Here is a 19,672-nt window from a genome sequence, read left to right as displayed (position 1 = left end):
ACCCATCATTGACCTGCAACGACGCGCGTTCGACCGCCGTATGAAGGAGCACAGCCAGATGGGCACTCAGCAGGAGAAGGACGAGCTGTACGCGCTCGACATCAGCGGCGTCGAGTGGGAGGGTGCCCCCGGCACCAGCCCCGACGAGGAGCGCGTGGAGATCGCCCACCTGCCGGGCGGCGCCGTCGCGATGCGCTCCTCCCTCGACCACGGCACCGTGCTGCGGTACACGAAGGCCGAGTGGGACGCGTTCGTCCTCGGCGCCAGGGACGGCGAGTTCGACCTGCGGCCGCGGTAGCGGCGACGGCGACCGGACGGACGAGAAGGGGCCCGCTCCCAAAGGAGCGGGCCCCTTCTCAGGTACCCGTTGTACGGCCCGAAAGGTCAGAAGGACTCGGTGAACAGACGCGAGGCCTTGACGTCGGTCGAGCGGTAGTTGTCCTTGCCCTGCTCGACGATCTTGGCCGTCTTCTCGAGACGGTCCTTCATGTCCTCGGCGCGCTTCTTGTACTTGCCCTGGAGGATCTCGTACTCACGGTGGGCGTCACCGTCCCAGGTGTCCGTGACGACGCGCAGGGCGGCGTCCATCTCCTGGATGTCCTTAATGATGTTCTGCGAGACCGTACGGATGCGGTTCGCCATCTCCTGGACGCTCTCGTACCGGACCTTGGTCCCGGCGTTGTCGACAGACATGCGATCCCCCTTGTCGTCAGATGTTGTTGAGCGAGCTGTGGTTGACGGCGGCGAAGGTGGCACGCACCTCGTCGTCGTTGGCGTTGCTGAGGTTCTTCGTCTCGCCGACGGCGTGGAGCAGCACGTTCAGGAGGCGACGGATGGTGTCGTGGTCCTCGTTGAGGAGCGTCTGGGCCGTCTTGAAGCCTCCGGCACCGACACCGGTCCAGCCGGCGCTGCACGTCTCGAGGATGTTGGCGAGCTCACGCGCCTGCTTGGAGACCGCCTCGCCGGTCTCCACGATCTTGTTCTTCGCCTTGACGATCGGATCGTCTGCGAGTCCGAACCCACCTGCGGGAGTGCCCATTGTGAAGCTCCTCGTTGTTGTCGATGGCGTGTTTCATGCGTCTGTCGACGCTCTCCTGCGTACTCCCGCCGCTACGACGAGGCCGATGACGGCGACGACGGCGACGGCACTCGCGGCGATGGCCCACAGCGGGAATCCGCTGTCGTCGGAGCCTGCGGCCCGGCCCGTGTCCTCGGCCTGGTCGCTACCGCTTGCCCCCGTGTTGTCAGGAGAGGGGGAGGTCTGGGGTGTTGCCGGTGTCGCGCTCGCCTTCTGGGCGGCGAGCAGCGGATTGACGTCGGGTGCGCCCGGGTTGCCCTTGCCTTCGAGCAGGACCTGCGCGGGGCGCACCGAGCCGTAACCGATGTACTTGCTGGGCACCGGGCCGTTGTGGCCGGCGGTCTCCATCATGACCCGGAGGACCTGGTTACCGGTCCAGTCCGGGTGAGCGGACCAGATGAGGGCGGCGGTGCCGGAGGCGATGGCGGTGGCGTGACTGGTGCCCTCGAAAGCGCAATATTTGGCTTTGTCTTCTCTACAGCGCCCCGGCATTTCCACACCCGGCGCAGCGAGAGCCAGGTGAGGGCCGTACTCGGAGAACTTGGCAACCTTGCCCTTGGTGTCCAGAGCCCCAACAGCCACCACCCCTGGCAACACTGCAGGATAGTCCCCGTTGGTCTCAACGCCGGCGTTACCGGAAGCTGCGAAAACCAGTGCTCCCTTGCTGAGCGCGTAGTCCACGGCACCCTGCCACTCACGAATGTCCGCTCCCCGGGCGGGACCACCACCGGAAACGTTGATCACGCGAGCGCCATTGTCCGCGGCGTAACGAACCCCCTTGATCAGAGGGCCAGGGCCAAAGGCCGCGAAGCTGTTTGCCCTAATGGGGAGGATTGTCGCGCCTGGCGCGATGCCCTTGACGCCGCCCCCTGCCCCACTGCCAGCGATGGCGATGGCCATGTTCGTGCCATGTCGGTCCGTGTCTCTGTCGTCCACACGGCCTGGCCCCCCCGCAGCATCGTAGAAGTTGCGGCCCGGAAGTACCTTTCCCCGCAGCTCTGACACCGTTGAGTCCACGCCTGTGTCAATCACGGCCACGGTGACGCCCTTGCCCGTGGCCACCTTCCACAGCTCGTCGGCCTTCATCGCGTCCAGGTACCACTGGCGCGACCGCATGTCGTCCGCCTGGGCGGCCGGCGCCGCGACGGTCCACGTCGCGACGACGGCGGCCATGGCGCCGAGCAGGCCGGCCGCGCGACGGCGGGCGACACGGGTGAGGGGGGACATCAGGCGAGTGCTCCTAGTCGATGACGGGCGGGACGATCTGGCGCTGCCCCGAGGTCCACGTCTCTTCGTCCTCGGACAGGTAGTCGGGACGGTGGCGCGGCTGCTGCCGCTCCTCCTCGCCCGGCTGCGTCGAAGCCGGAGGACGCACGAGGCCCGAACCACCCTGGGTGAAGGCCGAGCGTCCATTCACACCGGACGCGGAGGGAGCGCCGACGGTTCCGCCGGGCTGGCTCGCCAGGCGACGTCCGCCATAGCCCTGGCCGCCGTTCGGCGCGCCGTGCATACCGCCGCCCTGACCGTGCATGCCGCCCGCGCCGCGGCCGTACGGAGAGGTGCCCTTCTCCTCGCCGATCACGGTGCCCATGGGCATCCGCCCCATCTGCTGGCCCATCACGGAGCGGCCGGGCACCTGACGGCCTCCCGTGATGCCCTCCTGCCGGCCCAGCGGACCCAGCGTGCTCGGGCCGGGCAGTCCAGTCCGCGTCGCGGGGCTCGGCAGGCCCGTGACGGGCGTGCGAGGCGGCTGGTAAGTGCCCTGCTGGCCCAGCGGGGGAACCGTGGGCGGCAGCGGAAGCGGCACCGGCTGGTGGGTCGCCGGCGGAGGCGTGGTCGTGACGACCGGGGGCTGCACGGGCGGCCGGATCGTGGTCTCCGGCGGCGTCTTCACGGAGTCCAGGTTGGTGTCGACCTCGGTGTCCGGGCGGGTCGGCGGGGTGGGCGGGGTCGACGGCGGGGTGACGTGGTCACGGATCGTCCGGTCAGTGCCGCCCGGGTCCGTCTCCTGGGCACGCTGGAGGGTCGTGTGACCTGTCTGCGTGGTACCGGTACCAGTGCTGGAGTGCGTCCCGGACCCGGTGCCAGTACCCGTTCCGTACTCTCGCTCGGCAGCGTAGCTGGGGTCACCCATCGCCTGAAACTCCGGCTGCCGCTCAGACGTGATCCGCGTCTTCGACGTGTCGTAGAACGACGACAGCCGCTCCATCGCGCTGATCGCTTCCTGGAGTTTCGGGCCGGTCTCCGCCGCCAGGCGGGCCTTCTCCTTCTCCGGGTCCGCGAAGCACATGCCCGCCGGCTTCGGCACGGAGGTCTGCGCGGTCTTGAGCGCCCCGCCCGCGTGCTTCATCTGCTCGGACACGACCTTGGTGAAGTCACCGAGGACGAGCGTCTCCGAGACCATGCCGGCGCCCCACTTGCGGAAGGCCTCTCCGCCCTCGCCCTCCCACTGGACGCGGGAGATGTAGTGCCGCAGGTCCTTGGCGATGCTCATGATCTTCGGCACGGCGGCCGCCAGCGCGTCGCCGGCGCCCGTGATGTCGTCGGGCTTGGCGGACGCGATCATCGCGTACAGGGCGTCCAGCGACTTGCCCTCGAACTCTCCAGACATGCTGTTTCACTCCCCCGCTTAGCTGAATCCGCCGGAATCGCCGGTGTCGGTCGTCGGCTTGGCCGCCGCCTCCCCGGGCTTGGGCGCAGCGTGACTCTCGTCGCTACTGTGCTTCTTGTAGTCGGCCTCAGTGCTCTTCTGAATCGCTTTGTAGCGCTCCAGCTGCTCTTGATCGACGCCCGTGTACCCCTTGTCGGCGATCTGCGCGCGGATGCCCATCGCCTCGATGGTCTCGCCGAAGATCTTCGTCAGCTCTTCGAGTCGCGTGCGCACCTTCTCGTACGCCCCGTGCAGCTCGCCGGCCGCGGCGAAGCCCGTGCCGTACGAGGATTCCGTGACCTTCTGCTCGCCGATCTTCTTGTGCTCGGCGGGCGAGCCCTTCAAGTCGTCGACGATCTTCTGCATACGCGTCTGGAAGGTCTGGAGCGTCACGTCCTCGACTTCCAGGTCCTTCTTGCCGCCGTCCCCGTTCGGCCCTGCCACTTCAGTTCCCCCTCGTCACATGCACGAACTCGCCCACTCTAACGACTCGGTACGACAGTTCCAACTGCAAAGCTACCTAGGTATTCCTACTCATTCGACGGGGCGTCAGGCGATCCGGCGGCGGCGCCTGCCGTCGCGGATCACCACTGCCGTGCCGGCGACCACCGCGACCAGGACCACCCCGATCCCCAGCGCGTACGTGGCCAGGCGTTCGTCGCGCTCCTGGGGGGTCTCCGAGCTCGCCATGTGGGCCGGCTCCGGGGCCGGGGCCTTCGGCGGGCCGGGGTCCGGGGTGGGGCCCGTCAGGGGCGGTACGGGGCCGTCGGCCAGCGCCCGTACCGGGTCGACCACGCCCCAACCCACGTGATTGTCATGTCCGTTGATGGAGCGGATGGCGGTCTGCTCGATCCTGGTCACGATCTGGGCCGGCTTCCACTCCGGGTACTTGGCCTTCAGCAGGGCCGCCACGCCCGCCACGTAGGGGGCCGAGAAGCTGGTGCCGTTGTCCACGCACTGGCCGCCGCCCGGGACCGTGGAGACGATGTCCACACCGGGGGCGGCGACGCCGACGAAGGTGCCCGACTGGGAGAAGGCCGCACGTTCGTTGTTGCGGTCGGAGCTCGCCACGGCCAGGACGCCCGGGAAGGCCGCCGGGTAGGTGTTCTTCAGTTTGCCGTCCATGCCGTCGTTGCCCGCCGAGGCGACGACCACCGCGCCCGCGTCGATCGCCTGGGCCACCGCCTTGCCCAGCGAGGAGTCCTCACTGAGGGGCTGGGTGGTGTCCTGCGAGATGTTGATGACGTCCGCGCCCTTGGCGAGCGCGTGCTTGATGGCCTCGGCCATCGAGTCGGACTTGCCGCTGTTCTTCTCGTCGTTCTGGCGGATCGGGATGATCGTCGCCTCGGGCGCCAGGCCCACGAAGCCGGTGCCCTTGCGGGGCCGGGCGGCGATGATGCCGGCGACCTTGGTGCCGTGGCCGACCAGGTCGACGGTGCCGTCGGTCTTGCCGCGCTGGTCGTTTCCGCTGCCCGGGTTCTCCTTCTCGGGCTTCAGGTAGTCCTTGCCCGCCGTGGCGTCGACCGCGGTCTTCAGCTGCGGGTTGACGTCGTCGACGCCGGTGTCGATGACGGCGACACGGACGCCCTTGCCCTTGGTGTCCTGCCACAGCTCGTCGAGCAGCACCCGCTGGAGCGACCAGGGGATGCCCTCGATCTGCTCCTTCATCGGGAATGTGCACTCGCCACTGCCGTCGATGTCGACCGGGCCCGGGCTCTTCGCGGGCCGGGCGGGTGCCGCGGCCGCCGGGGACGCCGCCAGCAGAGCCGTCAGGGTCGCGGCCGCCAGCAGCGCCGCGCTCCTGCGTGTCGGTGTCGTCACCTCTGCCGCCCCCTCACGAACCCTGCGGCTGGCGCGCGCTGTTGGTGTCCAGGCGCGGGCCCTTGGACAGGAACTCCGACCATTCCATCGGGACGAGGACCGGGACGACCTTCTCGTAGCCGAGGCGCTTCTGGGCGTCGCTGGGCTCCGGGCGTCCGTCCGGCTGCTTCTGCTCCCCGGCGCCGATCTCCGAACGCCCCGAGTCGCTGTCGCCGTTGGCCTGCACCGCGTAGCGCAGGCCGGTGTCGGTGACGAGGAAGAGCGAGCCGTCGGGCCGGGACTGCCTGCCCTGGGTCTGGGTGTAGAGCAGGCCGGTGCCGGGGGTGACGTACGTGCTGGTGCCGCCGGCCGTGATGTCGGCCGGGTACTTCGGGCCGGCCCAGGTCGACAGGGTCGTCTCGCCCTTCTCGCCGACCTTCTCCAGGACCGAGCAGATGGTGTCGCGGGCGCCCGAGCCGCCGACGGAGTTGATCTGGGTGGACTTGCGCTCGGGCCAGCGGCGCGTGCCCTCGAAGACCTCGGGGGCGGCGCTCGCGACGGCCTGCAGGTCCACGGGGCTCGGCTTGCCGTCCATGCCGAGGCCCACGGCCTTCGGGGAGTTGATGAGCAGCCAGGCGGTGAAGTCGGACACCGGCTGCACCTTGCCCTGGAGCACCACGTAGTGCTGGGGGCCGGAGCCGGTCTGGGCGAGCAGCACCATGCCCACCCGGTCCTCGGTGTCGCTGAGTTCGGCGCTCGCGCCGGCCTTGGTGCCGACGAGGCCGGGGACCGTCGGGAAGTCGACGGGGTCGCCCGTCTTCAGGGTGGCCAGCCAGTCGTCGGTGACCTGCTGGGGCCGGCGGTTGACGCCGAAGAGGGCCGTGGTGAGGTTCGGGGACTTCTCGTCGACGAGGTACTTGGTGCCGGTGTGGTCGACGAGGTACTGGGCGCTGTCCTTCTGCCCCTTGACGTACAGGATCTGGCCGGGGCCCAGCTTGCTCTTGTCGTCGGTCCGGCCGAAGTCCCGCTTGGCGAACAGGAACGTCGCCTTCTGGACGCTGCCGCCGCTGCCGCCGCCGGGCTGTTCGCACACGGCCCAGCGCTTCTGCTCGCCCGCGTCGTCGGCGCCGGGGAGCCGGTCGGGGGCGTACGGGATGCCGAGGATGGGGCCGCGCGGCGGCTTGCCCTCGTCCAGGGTCTTGTCGTCGACCTGGATGACCTGGAAGTCGTCCGGGTTGAGCAGGAGCCGGGCGGAGGCCAGGTTGAGCACCGGGTGGAGCAGGGTCTTCCTGTCCTTGCCCTTTCCGGTGGTGAGGACCACGTAGCGGGTGGTGGACTGCTTGCCGACGATCACCTTCTTGCCGGGCTCGTCCCAGCCCTTGGGCGCGGTCGGCTTGAACATGCCCCACGCGCCGAAGCCCGCGATCACCAAGGCGCCGATGACCAGGCCGGGAACGACCGCGCGCAGCGGCTTGGGCGCCCCCTCCTCCGTACCCGAGGGAGTGGGTTGGAGGAATGCCGCGACCGTGCGCTTCTTCGCAAAGGTGTACGCGTTGAGCTCGTCCCGCCGTGATGCCATGAGTCCCCATTTTCGTCTGGCGCAGTCTTCGCTCGGGAGTTCCGGGGAGCATGGCGCCCGGCCCCCGGCCTGTCGGACCGGCCCCCTACTATGCCTGCTGTCCACCGGTGCGCGTGGGGCGGGTAGGGTGATCCAGCCGCCAAAGGCCTGGCGGGCCACGGTGATCGGGACGAATTGAGGGGGATTCTCCATCATGGCTTCCGCGACGCGGACGCGGCCCAGGGCGGCCGCGGCGCCTTCCGCACCCTCCGTCTCCCCCTCCTCGGGGCCCGATTCGTCTGTTCCGTCCTCGGTCTCCCCGAGGCTGCAGGCACGTCCGGGACACTTCGGTTCGTTCCGATTGCAACAACTCGTGCTGATCGAGGTGGCGGCGGCGCTGCTGCTCGTCGCCGCGGTCGTCGACAAGCTGATGCTCGTTCCGGCCGGTGTGGCGGCGGCGCTGCTCGTCCTGCTCGCGGTGGTGCGCCGGCACCGGCGTTCGCTCCCCGAGTGGCTCGCCACCTTCTTCGCGCTGCGCGCCCGCACCCGGCGCGCCGCCTCCACCACCGTGCCGGAGGGTACGGAGCCGGGGCTCGCCCCGCTCGTGGAGTGCGACCCGGCGCTGCGCACGTACGCGTACAGCGACCGCGACCGGCGCCCGATCGGGATGATCGGTGACGGCACCTTCCTCACCGCGGTCGTCCGCGTCGAGTCCGAGGCCACGGCGCTGCGCCCCGACCGTGGCGCGCGCCCGCTGCCCGTGGCGCTGATCCAGGACGTCCTCTCGGTGGACGGCATCCGGCTGGAGTCCGCGCAGGTCGTGCAGCACACCCAGCCGGCGCCCGCCCCGCACCTGCCCGCGCAGTCGATGGCGGCCCGCAACTACGGCCCCCTGCAGGCGCAGACGGGTTCGCCCGCGCTCAGGATCACCTGGGTCGCGCTCAAGCTCGACCCCGAGCTGTGCCCCGAGGCGGTCGAGGCGCGCGGCGGCGGTCTCGAGGGCGCGCAGAAGTGCGTCGTACGGGCGGCGGACCAGCTGGCGAGCCGGCTCGCGGGCGCCGGGTTCCGGGCGACGGTCCTCACCGAGCAGGAGCTCACCTCGGCGCTCGCCACCTCGACGTGCGCGAGCCCGATGGCGATCGCGCAGGCGGGCCGGGGGCAGGCGCAGGGGCGCCGCACCCAGGAGACGGCCCGCACCTGGCGGGTCGACGACCGCCGGCACACGACCTACTGGGTGGGCCGCTGGCCCCAGTTGGGCGGGGCGGGCGGCGCGGGGGCGTCGATGCCGCAGCTGGTGGCGCTGCTCACGTCGCTGCCGGCGCTCGCGACGACCTTCAGCCTGACCCTGAGCGGCGGCGACCGCCAGGAGGCGACGATCACCGGACATGTACGGATCACCGGGCGCAGCGACGAGGAGCTGGTGGCGGCCCGGCACGAACTGGAGCGCGCGGCGCGCGGCGTGAAGACGGGGCTGGTGCGGCTCGACCGCGAACAGGGTCCGGGCATGCTGGCGACGCTGCCGCTGGGGGGTGCGCGCTGATGACGATTCCCACGGGGGCGGTGAACCCGGCCGGGCCGGGCGGTCAGGCGGGCCAGGGAGGCCATGCCGGTTCCGCCGGGGCGGGGTATCCGGGCATGGGACCCGGTGCGGGCGGTCCCGCGACGAGCGGGGGTACCGCGCCGGTGGGCGCGGCGGCCGGTGGACCGGCGCCGGGTGGCGCCGCGCCCTTCGCTCCCGCGGCCCCCGGCGGCGTGAGCGGTGGGGTTCCCGGGCGGCGGGCCGCCGTGCGCGCCGCCGACGGCGGACGCGGCACCAGGCGGGCGGGGCGGGGCTCGAAGCCCCGGTTCGGCTTCGGGCTGATCGGCCCGCGCCGTGACCGCCACTCCGTGCCCGTCGACCAACTCGCGGCTCTGGCGCTTCCGTTGGGCGACGACGGCGTCGTCGTCGGGGTGGACGCCGAGGGCCGGCCGGCCGTGCTCGGCATCAACCGGCCGAGCCCGTACGACGTCACGCTCATCGGGGGCCTGTGGACCGCGCAGGTCCTCGCGCTGCGCGCGGCCGCCACCGGTGCCCGGGTGGCGGTCGAGACCGGCCGCGCCCCGGCCTGGACGGCGCTCGCCCAGGCGGCCGGCGGCGGCCAGCCCTGCATCACGCTGCACGACGTGGGCCGCGTGCCGCCGCAGGGCGCGTCCGCGGGCAGCCCGGTGGTCGTCGTCCGCGACTGCGGCATGCGGCCGCCGCGCGGCCGCGTGGTGTCCGGCCCCTGGCAGTCGGTCGTCACGCTCCTCCCCTATCTGAGCCCGGTGGCGCCGCGCCTGCTGGAGAAGTCCTCGCTCGTCGGCGTGCAGCGGGTGTCCCCCGACGAGGCCGCCCAGATCGGCCGCATCATGGGGCTCCAGCGCGCGGAGTGGGAGGCGCTGTCGACACTGGCCGACGGGGTGACCCTCTGGTGCACCCCGAGCGACCGGCAGTTCGTGATGACGCAGGCCACGGACGCCGAGACGGGACTGCTGGGCGGCGCCCGCCGGATGGACTGAGGGGAACGACGCTGCGGGAAATCACCGAACCTGTCCGGTTTCGGACGGGTTTGGAGCACGGGGGGTCTCACTCTCCGGTACCCGCGGGTCACTTGGGGGACGCCACCCGTCCCCACGGCGGGCAGCGGCGGGCCGTCGGCCCTGCCCGACCGACACGGTTGGCGTTTAGGGTGGGATGTGCCCGCCCACGACTGCACAAGGGTGCGCGACCACACCAGGAGGCAAAGTGAACCGCGATCGGGACGAGAGCCACGGGGGCTGGAACCCACCCGTCGACGATCAGTCCGACGCAGATCCCGCCGAGATGACGGGTGAGTTCACCATCGACTACACCCCTCCGGCCTGGTACACGCAGAACGCTTCCGGCGCCACGAGCGGCGGGGCGCCCACACCCCCGCCGCCGACCGGCGCTCCGGTCGCCGTTCCGGGCCTGCCGGCGAGCGGCGGATTCGAGCCGAGCTGGGGCGCCCCGGCACCGCCCCCGGCCATGCCCGCGGAGCAGGTCCCGACGGCCCCTGCGGCTCCGGCACCCGCCGCCCCGGCCGTGCCGTTCGGCGGCGGGGACGTGGAGAGCGGGGCGACCATGCGCTTCTCCCCCGCCGCGCTGAAGCGGGAGATGGCGGAGCTGGCGGAGCAGCAGACGCCCCCGGGCGACGCCCCGGCGGCGCCTGTCGCGCCCACCGAGCACCCCGCACCCGCCGTCGCGCCCGCCGAGCGCCCCGCACCCGCCCCGGCGCCCCTGCCCGCCTCGGCCCCCGCGCCGCTGGACACGGCCGGCGCCACCGCGTCGGCGGGCGAGCCCACCGGGACGTCCGGCGCGGAGGCCTCCGCCGCCGCCCCGCACCCGTCCGCCGAGGACGGGACCCACGCCGCGGACTCCGGCACCGGACCCGCATCCGCCTCCCCCGCGGCCGACGACGTGTCCGACGTGACCCCCGCACCGCGCTCCGGCGCCGAGGACGGCGACGCCACGCCGTCCGCCGACGGGGAGGGCGCTCCCCCGCCCGTCCTCGCGGCCGACGGCACGGACGACCCGGCCGACGGCGCGACCGCCGAGGCCACGGGCACGGACGCCGCCACGCCGGGCACGCCCGACAGCGGCCGGGCCGAGGCCGTCGCCACACCGGATCCCGTCGCGGACCCGGCGCCGGACGCCGCGCCCGCGGCGCTCGCCCCGGCCGCCCCCCTGCCCGGCTCCGACGCGGGCTCCGACCCGGCCGTCCCGCCCGCGCCCGGTGACGACACCGCCGACGCCGGGCCGAACGCACCCGCGGCGCCCGCCGAGGAGCCGCGGGACGCCATGCCCGGCGCCCTGCCGCCCGTGGGCGGGCCGGTCCCCGCACAGGGGGCCGGACTGCCGCCGCTGCCGCCGTCGTTCCAGCCGGCGACGCCCGCGCCGGCGCAGCAGTGGCCCGCCCAGGCGGCCCCGGGCGACCAGCCGCTGCCGCAGGCCGCACCGCTGCCCCCCACCGGGTCCTGGCCCGCGCCCGGGACGCCCGGTGCCCCCGGTCCCGTACCGCCGCAGGTTCCCCAGCCGCCGCAGGGCGGCTACGGCTTCCCGCACCCCGGCCAGGCGGCCCAGCCCGGTCAGCCGGGTCACCCGCCCGTGCCCCCGCAGGGCGCGTACGGCTTCCCGCACCCCGGCCAGGCGGCCCACCCCGGCCAGGCTCCCGTGCCCCCGCCGGCCGGCTACGGCTTCCCCCACCCGGGACAGCCGGGACAGCCGGGACCGGGGCAGCCCGCCCAGCAGCCGGTGCCGCCCCAGGACGGATACGGATTCCCCCAGCCCGGCCAGCCCGCCCAGCCCGGCCAGCCCGGTCAGCCCGGTCACCCGCCCGTGCCCCCGCAGGGCGGCTACGGCTTCCCGCACCCCGGCCAGGCGGCCCAGCCCGGTCAGCCGCTGCCGCCGCACGGCGCCCCGGCCCCCGTACCTCCGCAGGGTGCCCAGCCGCCGCAGGCCGGCTACGGATTCCCGCAGCCGGGACAGCCGGGTCAGCCGCCCGTCGCGCCCACCGGCCCGGTCGGCCCCGCCGGCCCCGTCGACCCGCGCACGGGCGCGGCCTGGCCCTCCGCCGTGACGCACGACCAGCGGGAGCGGTCGGTGCCGGGCGCGCCGCTCGGGTACACGGCGGCCGTCGAGCTGTCCTCCGACCGGCTGCTGCGCAACAACAAGCAGAAGGCCAAGTCCAGCCGGAATCCCGGTGCTTCGGCGCGCTTCAAGCTGGGCGGCAAGAAGGAGGAGGCGGAGCGGCAGCGGAAGCTGGAGCTGATCCGTACGCCGGTCCTCTCCTGCTATCGGATCGCGGTCATCTCCCTCAAGGGCGGTGTCGGCAAGACCACGACGACCACCGCCCTGGGCGCGACCCTGGCCACCGAGCGGCAGGACAAGATCCTGGCGATCGACGCCAACCCCGACGCCGGCACACTCGGCCGCCGGGTGCGGCGCGAGACCGGGGCGACCATCCGCGACCTGGTGCAGGCGATCCCGTACCTGAACTCGTACATGGACATCCGCCGGTTCACCTCGCAGGCGCCGTCCGGTCTGGAGATCCTCGCCAACGACGTGGACCCGGCCGTCTCGACGACCTTCAACGACGAGGACTACCGGCGGGCGATCGACGTCCTGGGCAAGCAGTACCCGGTCATCCTGACGGACTCGGGCACCGGTCTGCTCTACAGCGCGATGCGCGGGGTGCTCGACCTGGCCGACCAGCTGATCATCATCTCCACGCCGTCCGTGGACGGCGCCTCCAGTGCCTCGACGACGCTCGACTGGCTGTCGGCGCACGGGTACGCGGAGCTGGTGCAGCGGTCGATCACCGTCATCTCCGGCGTGCGCGAGACCGGCAAGATGATCAAGGTCGAGGACATCGTCCAGCACTTCCAGACGCGCTGCCGCGGCGTGGTCGTGGTGCCCTTCGACGAGCACCTGGCGGCGGGCGCCGAGGTCGACCTCGACATGATGCGGCCGAAGACCCGCGAGGCGTACTTCAACCTGTCGGCGATGGTGGCCGAGGACTTCGTCCGCGCGCAGCAGGCGCAGGGCCTGTGGACCGCGGACGGCCAGAGCGCGCTGCCCCCGCACATGGCCCCGCCCATGCCGGGCCAGGCGATGCCCGGCCAGCCGATGCCGGGACAGCCGGCGCCGGGGCAACCCCAGCCCGGTCAGCCCTACGCCCCTCAGCCGCCGGCTCCCGGCCAGCCCTACCCGCCGCAGCCCTACCCCGGGCAGCCGGCCCCCGGGCAGCCCGCCTCCGGACAGCCGGCGCCGGGCGGGCCGTACCCGCAGCAGCCCTACCCGCCGCAGCCGGCACCGGGTCAGCCGGGTCAGCCGGGTCAGCCGTACGGAGCACAGCCCGCGCCCGGACATCCGTACGGGGCGCAGCCCGGTCAGCCGGGTGTGCCGCAGGGCTGGCAGCAGCCCCCGGCGCAGCCGCTGCCGCCGCAGGCGGATCCGCAGGGCCAGGGACAGGGACAGGTCCCGCCGCCCAACTGGCAGCAGCAGGCCCCGCAGCAGCCTCCGCAGGCTCCGCCAGCCCCTCAGCAGTAAGGCGTCACAGGAGTAGACCAATGAGGCCCCGTACCGGTGTTCCGGTACGGGGCCTTTCGGCATTCCCGCAGCCCACACGGTGTTTGAGACATCGTTGACGACGGCAGACCACCGCTGATACACCTTCGCTTCATCCATCGTCAGCCCAAGATCCACGGCAGCTCACCGGCGCACGCATCCCCGACGCGAGGTCACGTCCCATGGTCATGGTCACGAAGGCTCCACCCCGTCCGGCACCCACCCACAGAGCCCTCCGCCTGCTCGCCGCGGCGGGCGTCACGGCCGCCTCGCTCGTGGCCGCCCCGCAGGCCCGGGCGGTGGAAGCCAAGGCGGACGGCGGCACGACGCTCACGGTCGCGGTCTCGCAGAGCATCGACTCGCTCTCGCCGTTCCTCGCCCAGAAGCTCGTCTCCACCAGCATCCACCGGCTGGCGTACGAGTACCTCACGAACTACGACGCGAAGGACGCGCACCCGGTCCCGGGCCTCGCGACCGCCTGGAAGTCCTCGCCGGACAAGCTCACCTGGACGTACACGATCCGCAAGGACTCGCTGTGGTCCGACGGGCGGCCGGCCACCGCGGAGGACGCGGCCTGGACCTTCACCAAGATGATGACCGACCCGAACGCGGCCACCGCCAACGGCAGCTTCACGGCCAACTTCAAGAAGGTCACCGCACCCGACCCGCAGACCCTGGTCATCGAGCTGAAGAAGCCGCAGGCGACGATGACGGCGCTCGACGTGCCGATCGTGCCCAAGCACGTCTGGGAGAAGGTCGGCGACTTCTCCAAGTTCAACAACGACCAGAAGTTCCCGATCGTGGGCAACGGCCCCTTCGTCATCACCGACTTCAAGGTCGACCAGTACATCAAGCTGAAGCCGAACAAGACGTTCTGGCGGGGGGCGCCCAAGTTCGACGAGCTGGTCTTCAAGTACTACAAGGACGGTGACGCGGCCGTCGCCGCCCTCCAGAAGGGTGAGGTGTCCTTCGTCCCGAACCTGACGCCCGCCCAGGCCGCCGCCCTGAAGACCCAGAAGAACATCAAGGTCAACGACGCGCCGGGCCGGCGCTTCTTCGCCCTCGCCACCAATCCCGGCGCCCGCGCCAAGGACGGCAGGACCTTCGGCAACGGGAACAAGGCGCTGCTCGACCCCGAGGTGCGCAAGGCGCTCTTCCTCGCCGTCGACCGCGCCACGCTGGTCGACAAGGTCTACCAGGGCCACGCCGTCGAGGGCGAGGGCTACATCCCGCCGCGCTTCGGCTCGTACTTCTGGCAGCCGGACGGCACCCAGAAGCGCACCTACGACCCCGCGCGGGCCGCGCAGGTCCTGGACGCGGCCGGGTACCGCAAGAACGCCGAGGGCAAGCGGGTCGGGAAGGACGGGCGGGCGCTGGACTTCCGCATCCTGTGCCACGCCACCGATCCCAACGACAAGGCGATCGGCAAGTACCTCCAGGAGTGGTGGGGCAAGCTCGGCATCGGGCTGAAGGTCGAGTGTCTCGACAGCGTCTCGGACCCGTGGGTGAAGGGCGACTACGACCTCGCCTTCGACGGCTGGTCGGTCAACCCGGACCCGGACTACGTGCTGTCCATCCACACCTGCGGCACGCTGCCCGCCACCCCCAAGGACACCGGCGCCACCGACAACTTCATCTGCGACCCGCGCTTCGACGCGCTGTACGCCCAGCAGTCGGTGGAGTACGACGCCGGTAAGCGCGCCGCCCTGGTCAAGCAGATGCAGTCGCGGCTGTACGACACCGGGTACATGAACGTCATCGCGTATCCGAACGCCCTGGAGGCCTACCGCACCGACCAGATCGGCAGCATCACGACGATGCCCGAGGCGGGCGGCAACCTCTACGGCCAGGACGGCTACTGGAGCTGGTGGTCGGCCGTGCCGGCCGCGCAGGCCGCCGGCGCGGAGTCGGACGACGGCGGCTCGTCCGCCGGCCTGGCCGTCGGGATCGGTGCCGCCGTCGTGGTCGTCGCCGGCGCCGGGGTCTTCCTGATGATGCGCCGCCGCTCCACCGCCGACGACCGCGAGTAGCCCCGTGACGAGCGCAAGCACCCCCGCCTCCTCCGTGGTCCGGCCCGGCGCGGCCCTGACCACGGAGGGCGGCGCCCCCCGCACCCGTACCGCCCTGCCCTATCTGCGGCACGCGGCGACGAAGCTCGCCGGCGCGGCCGTCTCGCTCCTCGCCGTCCTGGTCACCAGCTTCTTCCTCTTCCGGATCATCCCGGGCGACCCGGTGAAGACGATGACCCACGGCATGCCCACCACCGCCGAGCAACTGAGCACCCTGCGACGGCAGTTCGGCCTGGACCTGCCTCTGTGGCAGCAGTTCACCGACTACTGCGCCAAGGCGCTCACCGGCGACCTCGGCACCTCCTACCAGTTCCGCGCCCCGGTCGGCGAGCTCATCGCGCAGAAGCTCCCCGCGACGCTGCTGCTCACCGGCACGGCCGTGGTGATCTACTCGGCGCTCGGCCTGTGGCTGGGCACCCGCTCGGCGTGGCGTCACGGCAGCCTCGGCGACCGGCTGAACACCGGCGTCGCCCTCACCCTGTGGTCGGTGCCGTCGTTCTGGCTCGGCCTGCTGCTGATCATCGTGTTCTCGGTCGGCATGGGTCCCGTCCCGGGCCTCTTCCCCACCGGCGGCATGGAGTCCGGAACGGGCGAGACCGGCTTCGGCTACGTCCTCGACGTGGCCCACCACATGGTCCTGCCCGTCCTCACCCTCGTCGCGGTCGGGTACGCCCAGACCCTGCTCGTCATGCGCTCCTCGCTGCTCGACGAGATGGGCAGCGACTACCTGACCACCGCCCGGGCCAAGGGGCTGCGCGACGACGCCGTACGGCGCCGGCACGCCGTCCCGAACGCGCTGCTGCCGACGGTGACGATGGTCTTCATCAACCTCGGTCACGTGGCGGCCGGTTCGATCCTGGTGGAGACGGTGTTCTCCTGGCCCGGGCTCGGCGGCCTCTTCTACTCGGCCCTCAGCGTGCCCGATCTGCCGCTCGTGCAAGGCCTGTTCGTGGTCTTCGCCGGCGCGATGATCGTGATGAACCTGATCGCCGACCTGCTCTATCCGCTGCTCGACCCCCGGGTGGGCCGATGACGTCACTGACATGGGAGCGGCGCCGCGGCACCGCCACCCGCTTCTGGAAGCAGTACCGCGGTCACCGGGCCGGTCTCTGGGGCCTGGCCGGGCTCGCGGTGATCGGGCTGCTCGCGCTCACCGCGCCGCTGACCGTCGGCGCCGACGTGCAGTCGGTGACGAACGCGCCGGGCACCGCCCTGGAGGCGCCGAGCGCCGAGTTCCCGCTGGGGACGGACCAGTTCGGGCGGTCACTGCTCGGCCTGCTGATCTGGGGAGCGCGGATCTCGCTGCTGGTGGGGCTGCTGGCCGCGGCCCTGTCGGTGGCGATCGGCACGCTCGTGGGGATCGTGGCGGGCCACTACGGCGGCTGGTTCTCCACGGTCGTCATGCGGATCACCGACTGGTTCCTGGTGATGCCGACGCTGGTCCTGGCGATCGTGCTCGCGACCGTCATGTCCCGGTCGATGTGGACGGTGATCGTGGCGATCGGCGTCACCAGCTGGCCGACCACCGCCCGGCTGGTGCGGGCCCAGACGATCGCGGTCGAGTCCCGCCCGTACATCGAGCGGGCGACCGCCCTCGGCGGCGGGCACGGGCACGTCATGACCCGGCACGTCCTGCCGAACGTGATGCCGCTCGTGCTCGCCCAGACCACCCTCGGCATCTCGACGGCCATCCTCACCGAGGCGACCCTGGCCTTCCTCGGGCTCGGCGACCCGACCGTGGTGTCCTGGGGCGGGATGCTCCAGGACGCCCGGGAGGCGGGCGCGGTCTCGTCGGGGCACTGGTGGTACCTGGCGCCGCCCGGGATCGCCATCGCGCTGGTCGCGCTCGCGTTCACGCTCTGCGGGCGGGCCGTCGAGTCCGTCCTCAACCCGAAGCTGGGGGTGGGCCGGTGAGCGCCGCGGGGCTGCTGGAGGTACGGAACCTCGGCGTGACGTACGGGTCGGGGGCGGCCGCCGTCCCCGCCGTGCGGGGCGTCGACCTCACCCTGCCCGCCGGGCAGAAGCTCGGGGTCGCCGGGGAGTCCGGGTGCGGGAAGTCGACGATGGCGCTCGCGCTGCTCCGGCTGCTGCCGCCGTCGGCGCGGACGACCGGGGAGATCCTGCTCGACGGCGAGGACGTCCTCACCATGAAGTGGGGACGGCTGCGGGCCGTGCGCTGGGCCGGCGCGTCGATCGTCTTCCAGGGCGCGATGCACTCGCTGAACGCGGTGCGGCGGATCGGCGACCAGATCGCCGAACCGCTGCTCGTGCACGGCCGGGCCACCCCGGCGACCGCGCGCACCCGGACCGGCGAGCTGCTGGAGCACGTGGGCCTGCCGGCCGCGCGGGCGGCGGCGTATCCGCACGAGCTGTCCGGCGGACAGCGGCAGCGCGTGATGATCGCGATGGCGCTCGCCTGCGACCCGCGGCTGATCGTCGCGGACGAGCCGACGACCGCGCTGGACGTGATGATCCAGGCGCAGATCCTGCGTCTCATCGAACAGCTGGTCGCCGAGCAGGACATCGGACTGCTGATGATCAGCCACGACCTGGCGGTGCTCGCCGACACCTGCGACCGGCTGGCCGTGATGTACGCGGGGCGGGTGGTCGAGGAGGGCCCGGCGAAGGCGGTGTACGAGGCTGCCGCGCACCCCTACGGGCGGGCGCTGTCCTCGGCGTTCCCCCGGATCGGCGACCCGGCCTCGCGCCGGGCCCCGCGCGGCCTGCCGGGCGACCCGCCGGACCCGGCGGACCTGCCGGCCGGCTGTACCTTCCACCCCCGCTGCCCGGTGGCGGTCGAGGGGTGCGCGGCGGAGGACCAGGAGCTGCGGGACGCGGGCGCGGGGCGCCGGGCGGCCTGCGTACACGTGGGGAGCGGCTCGTGAAGGGAAGGACCGAATGAGCGGGGACGCCTCGGCGCCGTTGCTGTCGGCGAAGGACCTGCGGGTGGTGTTCCCGGGGCGCCGGGGTGCGCCGCCCGCCCGGGCCGTGGACGGGGTCGACCTGGACATCGGCGCGGGCGAGATCGTGGCGCTGGTCGGCGAGTCCGGCTGCGGCAAGACCTCGCTCGCCCGCTCCCTGCTCGGCCTGGTGCGGCCGAGCGGGGGCGAGGTGCGTTTCGCGGGCGCGCCGCTGGCCTACACGGCCAGGTCCCTGAAGGCGTACCGGAGACGGGCGCAGCTGGTCCTGCAGGACCCGAGCGGTTCGCTGAACCCGCGGCACACGGTGTACGACGCGGTGGCGGAGGGGCTGCGCATCCACGGCCATGCCGGGGACGAGCGCGCGGCGGTCGCCGAGGCGCTGTCCCGGGCCGGGCTGCGCCCCCCGGAGCGCTTCTTCCTGCGCTATCCGCACGAGCTGTCCGGCGGGCAGCGACAGCGGGTGGTGATCGCCGGTGCGCTGGTCCTGGAGCCCGAACTGATCGTGGCGGACGAGCCGGTGGCCTCGCTCGACGCGTCGGTACGGGGCGAGATCCTGGCCCTGCTGCTGCGCCTGCGCGACGAACTGGGCCTCTCCGCGCTGGTCGTGACGCACGACCTGGGCCTGGCGTGGAACATCGCGGACCGGGTGGCGGTCATGTACCTGGGCCGGATCGTGGAGACGGGGCCGGTCGAGTCCGTCCTGACGAGTCCTCAGCACCCCTACACACAGGCGCTGTTGTCGGTGCTGCCGGAGTCCGTCGCGGATCCGGTGGTGCTGACCGGCGAGCCCCCGGACCCGGCGCGCATCCCGTCGGGCTGCCGCTTCCACGTGCGCTGCCAGATCCTCGCGTCGGGCGAGGCGGGCGAGGTGGCCGACCGCTGCCGCACGGAGGACCTGCCGATCCTCGGCGGGCGCGAGGAACGCGCGGCGGCCTGCCACTGGGCGCGGCGGGCGGTGGCCGCGGACCGAGCGTCCGACGCCGGTGGGGCGGTGGCGGTGGACTGAGCTGAGCATCTCCCGCCGCCGGCGGCCGGTCAGGGCCCGGGCGCGCCGCTCCCCCTTCGGCGGGGCGGGGCGCCCGGGCCGAGCCGGTACGGCCGCGCGGGGAAGGGTGCGGGGGTCGCGCTCATGCGGCCGCGCGAGGAAGAGCGCCAAGGCCGCACGCGTACGGCCGCGCGAGGAAGGATGCCGGGGCCGCGCTCGTACGGCCGCACGGGGAAGGGTCATACGGCCGCGCGAGAAAGGGTGCCGGGGCCGCGCCCATACGGGCGGCAGGGAACGGCGCCCCGGGCCAGGCCCCGTAGAGCGCGGCAAGGCCGCCTGGCCGGGGCCTGCCGCCCGGTCGGAGCCTGGCCGCCCGGTCGGGGCGGAGCCGCCCGGCCGGGGCCGGGCCGGCCCGGTCGAGGCCGGGCCGCCCGGTCGGGGCGGGACGGCGCCGGGCGCGTACGGCCCTCCCCGCGGGGCCCCGCGGACCGCCGTGGGCGGGGAA

At 72.9% G+C, this 19,672-nt stretch carries 16 protein-coding genes; 9 read left to right on the top strand and 7 right to left on the bottom strand.

All coding sequences use genetic code 11. The features are described from left to right. Positions 1-58: 58 nt before the first annotated feature. Complete coding sequence (locus ACGF1Z_RS25790; protein WP_393007804.1) at positions 59-298, top strand: DUF397 domain-containing protein; 240 nt, start codon at positions 59-61, stop codon at positions 296-298. An 86-nt stretch (positions 299-384) separates the two neighbouring features. Here ACGF1Z_RS25790 and ACGF1Z_RS25785 read toward each other — a convergent pair whose 3' ends face one another. The 7 genes from ACGF1Z_RS25785 to eccB form a co-directional block, all read right to left on the bottom strand. Then, complete coding sequence (locus tag ACGF1Z_RS25785) at positions 385-693, bottom strand: WXG100 family type VII secretion target (RefSeq protein ID WP_376637549.1); 309 nt, start codon at positions 691-693, stop codon at positions 385-387. 16 nt (positions 694-709) lie between these two features. Beyond that, positions 710-1,039, bottom strand: coding sequence for a hypothetical protein (locus ACGF1Z_RS25780; RefSeq protein WP_376637548.1), 330 nt, complete (start codon positions 1,037-1,039; stop codon positions 710-712). A gap of 33 nt (positions 1,040-1,072) precedes the next feature. After that, entirely contained in the window at positions 1,073-2,305 is a 1,233-nt protein-coding gene (locus ACGF1Z_RS25775) for a S8 family serine peptidase (RefSeq protein WP_393007801.1), read from the bottom strand. Positions 2,306-2,318: 13 nt separating this feature from the next. Continuing rightward, a complete protein-coding gene (locus ACGF1Z_RS25770; RefSeq protein ID WP_393007799.1) occupies positions 2,319-3,689 on the bottom strand; it encodes a hypothetical protein in 1,371 nt (456 codons plus the stop codon). Between the two features lie 18 nt (positions 3,690-3,707). Further along, on the bottom strand, positions 3,708-4,172 hold the full coding sequence (locus ACGF1Z_RS25765; protein WP_393007797.1) for a hypothetical protein: 465 nt from the start codon (positions 4,170-4,172) through the stop codon (positions 3,708-3,710). A 105-nt stretch (positions 4,173-4,277) separates the two neighbouring features. Further along, positions 4,278-5,396, bottom strand: a complete 1,119-nt coding sequence (mycP, locus tag ACGF1Z_RS25760) for a type VII secretion-associated serine protease mycosin (protein WP_393007879.1) — start codon at positions 5,394-5,396, stop codon at positions 4,278-4,280. A gap of 166 nt (positions 5,397-5,562) precedes the next feature. Beyond that, the gene (gene eccB / locus ACGF1Z_RS25755) at positions 5,563-7,107 is read right to left on the bottom strand and encodes a type VII secretion protein EccB (RefSeq protein WP_393007795.1); all 1,545 of its coding nucleotides are present in this window, start codon (positions 7,105-7,107) and stop codon (positions 5,563-5,565) included. Positions 7,108-7,300: 193 nt separating this feature from the next. Here eccB and eccE point away from each other — a divergent pair, with 193 nt between their 5' ends. The 8 genes from eccE (at position 7,301) to ACGF1Z_RS25715 (ending at position 19,188) form a co-directional block, all read left to right on the top strand. Continuing rightward, a complete protein-coding gene (eccE, locus tag ACGF1Z_RS25750) occupies positions 7,301-8,626 on the top strand; it encodes a type VII secretion protein EccE (protein ID WP_393007793.1) in 1,326 nt (441 codons plus the stop codon). 245 nt (positions 8,627-8,871) lie between these two features. After that, positions 8,872-9,624, top strand: coding sequence for a hypothetical protein (locus ACGF1Z_RS25745; protein ID WP_393007791.1), 753 nt, complete (start codon positions 8,872-8,874; stop codon positions 9,622-9,624). A gap of 226 nt (positions 9,625-9,850) precedes the next feature. Further along, the gene (locus ACGF1Z_RS25740; RefSeq protein WP_393007789.1) at positions 9,851-13,174 is read left to right on the top strand and encodes an SCO5717 family growth-regulating ATPase; all 3,324 of its coding nucleotides are present in this window, start codon (positions 9,851-9,853) and stop codon (positions 13,172-13,174) included. Positions 13,175-13,380: 206 nt separating this feature from the next. Then, positions 13,381-15,222, top strand: a complete 1,842-nt coding sequence (locus ACGF1Z_RS25735; RefSeq protein ID WP_393007877.1) for an ABC transporter substrate-binding protein — start codon at positions 13,381-13,383, stop codon at positions 15,220-15,222. Positions 15,223-15,226: 4 nt separating this feature from the next. Continuing rightward, entirely contained in the window at positions 15,227-16,294 is a 1,068-nt protein-coding gene (locus ACGF1Z_RS25730; protein WP_393007787.1) for an ABC transporter permease, read from the top strand. After that, positions 16,291-17,175, top strand: a complete 885-nt coding sequence (locus ACGF1Z_RS25725) for an ABC transporter permease (RefSeq protein ID WP_393007785.1) — start codon at positions 16,291-16,293, stop codon at positions 17,173-17,175. Before ACGF1Z_RS25730 ends, ACGF1Z_RS25725 begins: the two co-directional genes overlap by 4 nt. Next, positions 17,172-18,146, top strand: coding sequence for an ABC transporter ATP-binding protein (locus ACGF1Z_RS25720; RefSeq protein WP_393007783.1), 975 nt, complete (start codon positions 17,172-17,174; stop codon positions 18,144-18,146). The genes ACGF1Z_RS25725 and ACGF1Z_RS25720 overlap by 4 nt, the downstream gene beginning before the upstream one ends. Before the next feature lie 13 nt (positions 18,147-18,159). Further along, the gene (locus ACGF1Z_RS25715; RefSeq protein ID WP_393007781.1) at positions 18,160-19,188 is read left to right on the top strand and encodes an oligopeptide/dipeptide ABC transporter ATP-binding protein; all 1,029 of its coding nucleotides are present in this window, start codon (positions 18,160-18,162) and stop codon (positions 19,186-19,188) included. Positions 19,189-19,672: the final 484 nt, after the last annotated feature.

Origin of the sequence: Streptomyces sp. NPDC048018 (genome assembly GCF_043202995.1) — a bacterium.
In the GTDB taxonomy this organism is placed as follows: domain Bacteria; phylum Actinomycetota; class Actinomycetes; order Streptomycetales; family Streptomycetaceae; genus Streptomyces.
This window is presented reverse-complemented; position numbering and strand designations above follow the sequence as displayed.

Bases quoted from the DNA above. Each gene is read 5' to 3' on its own strand.
- eccB (WP_393007795.1), bottom strand. From the start codon at position 7,107: ATGGCATCACGGCGGGACGAGCTCAACGCGTACACCTTTGCGAAGAAG.
- eccE (WP_393007793.1), top strand. From the start codon at position 7,301: ATGGCTTCCGCGACGCGGACGCGGCCCAGGGCGGCCGCGGCGCCTTCC.
- ACGF1Z_RS25780 (WP_376637548.1), bottom strand. From the start codon at position 1,039: ATGGGCACTCCCGCAGGTGGGTTCGGACTCGCAGACGATCCGATCGTC.
- ACGF1Z_RS25725 (WP_393007785.1), top strand. From the start codon at position 16,291: ATGACGTCACTGACATGGGAGCGGCGCCGCGGCACCGCCACCCGCTTC.
- ACGF1Z_RS25770 (WP_393007799.1), bottom strand. From the start codon at position 3,689: ATGTCTGGAGAGTTCGAGGGCAAGTCGCTGGACGCCCTGTACGCGATG.
- ACGF1Z_RS25715 (WP_393007781.1), top strand. From the start codon at position 18,160: ATGAGCGGGGACGCCTCGGCGCCGTTGCTGTCGGCGAAGGACCTGCGG.
- mycP (WP_393007879.1), bottom strand. From the start codon at position 5,396: ATGAAGGAGCAGATCGAGGGCATCCCCTGGTCGCTCCAGCGGGTGCTG.
- ACGF1Z_RS25785 (WP_376637549.1), bottom strand. From the start codon at position 693: ATGTCTGTCGACAACGCCGGGACCAAGGTCCGGTACGAGAGCGTCCAG.
- ACGF1Z_RS25790 (WP_393007804.1), top strand. From the start codon at position 59: ATGGGCACTCAGCAGGAGAAGGACGAGCTGTACGCGCTCGACATCAGC.
- ACGF1Z_RS25775 (WP_393007801.1), bottom strand. From the start codon at position 2,305: ATGTCCCCCCTCACCCGTGTCGCCCGCCGTCGCGCGGCCGGCCTGCTC.
- ACGF1Z_RS25735 (WP_393007877.1), top strand. From the start codon at position 13,381: ATGGTCACGAAGGCTCCACCCCGTCCGGCACCCACCCACAGAGCCCTC.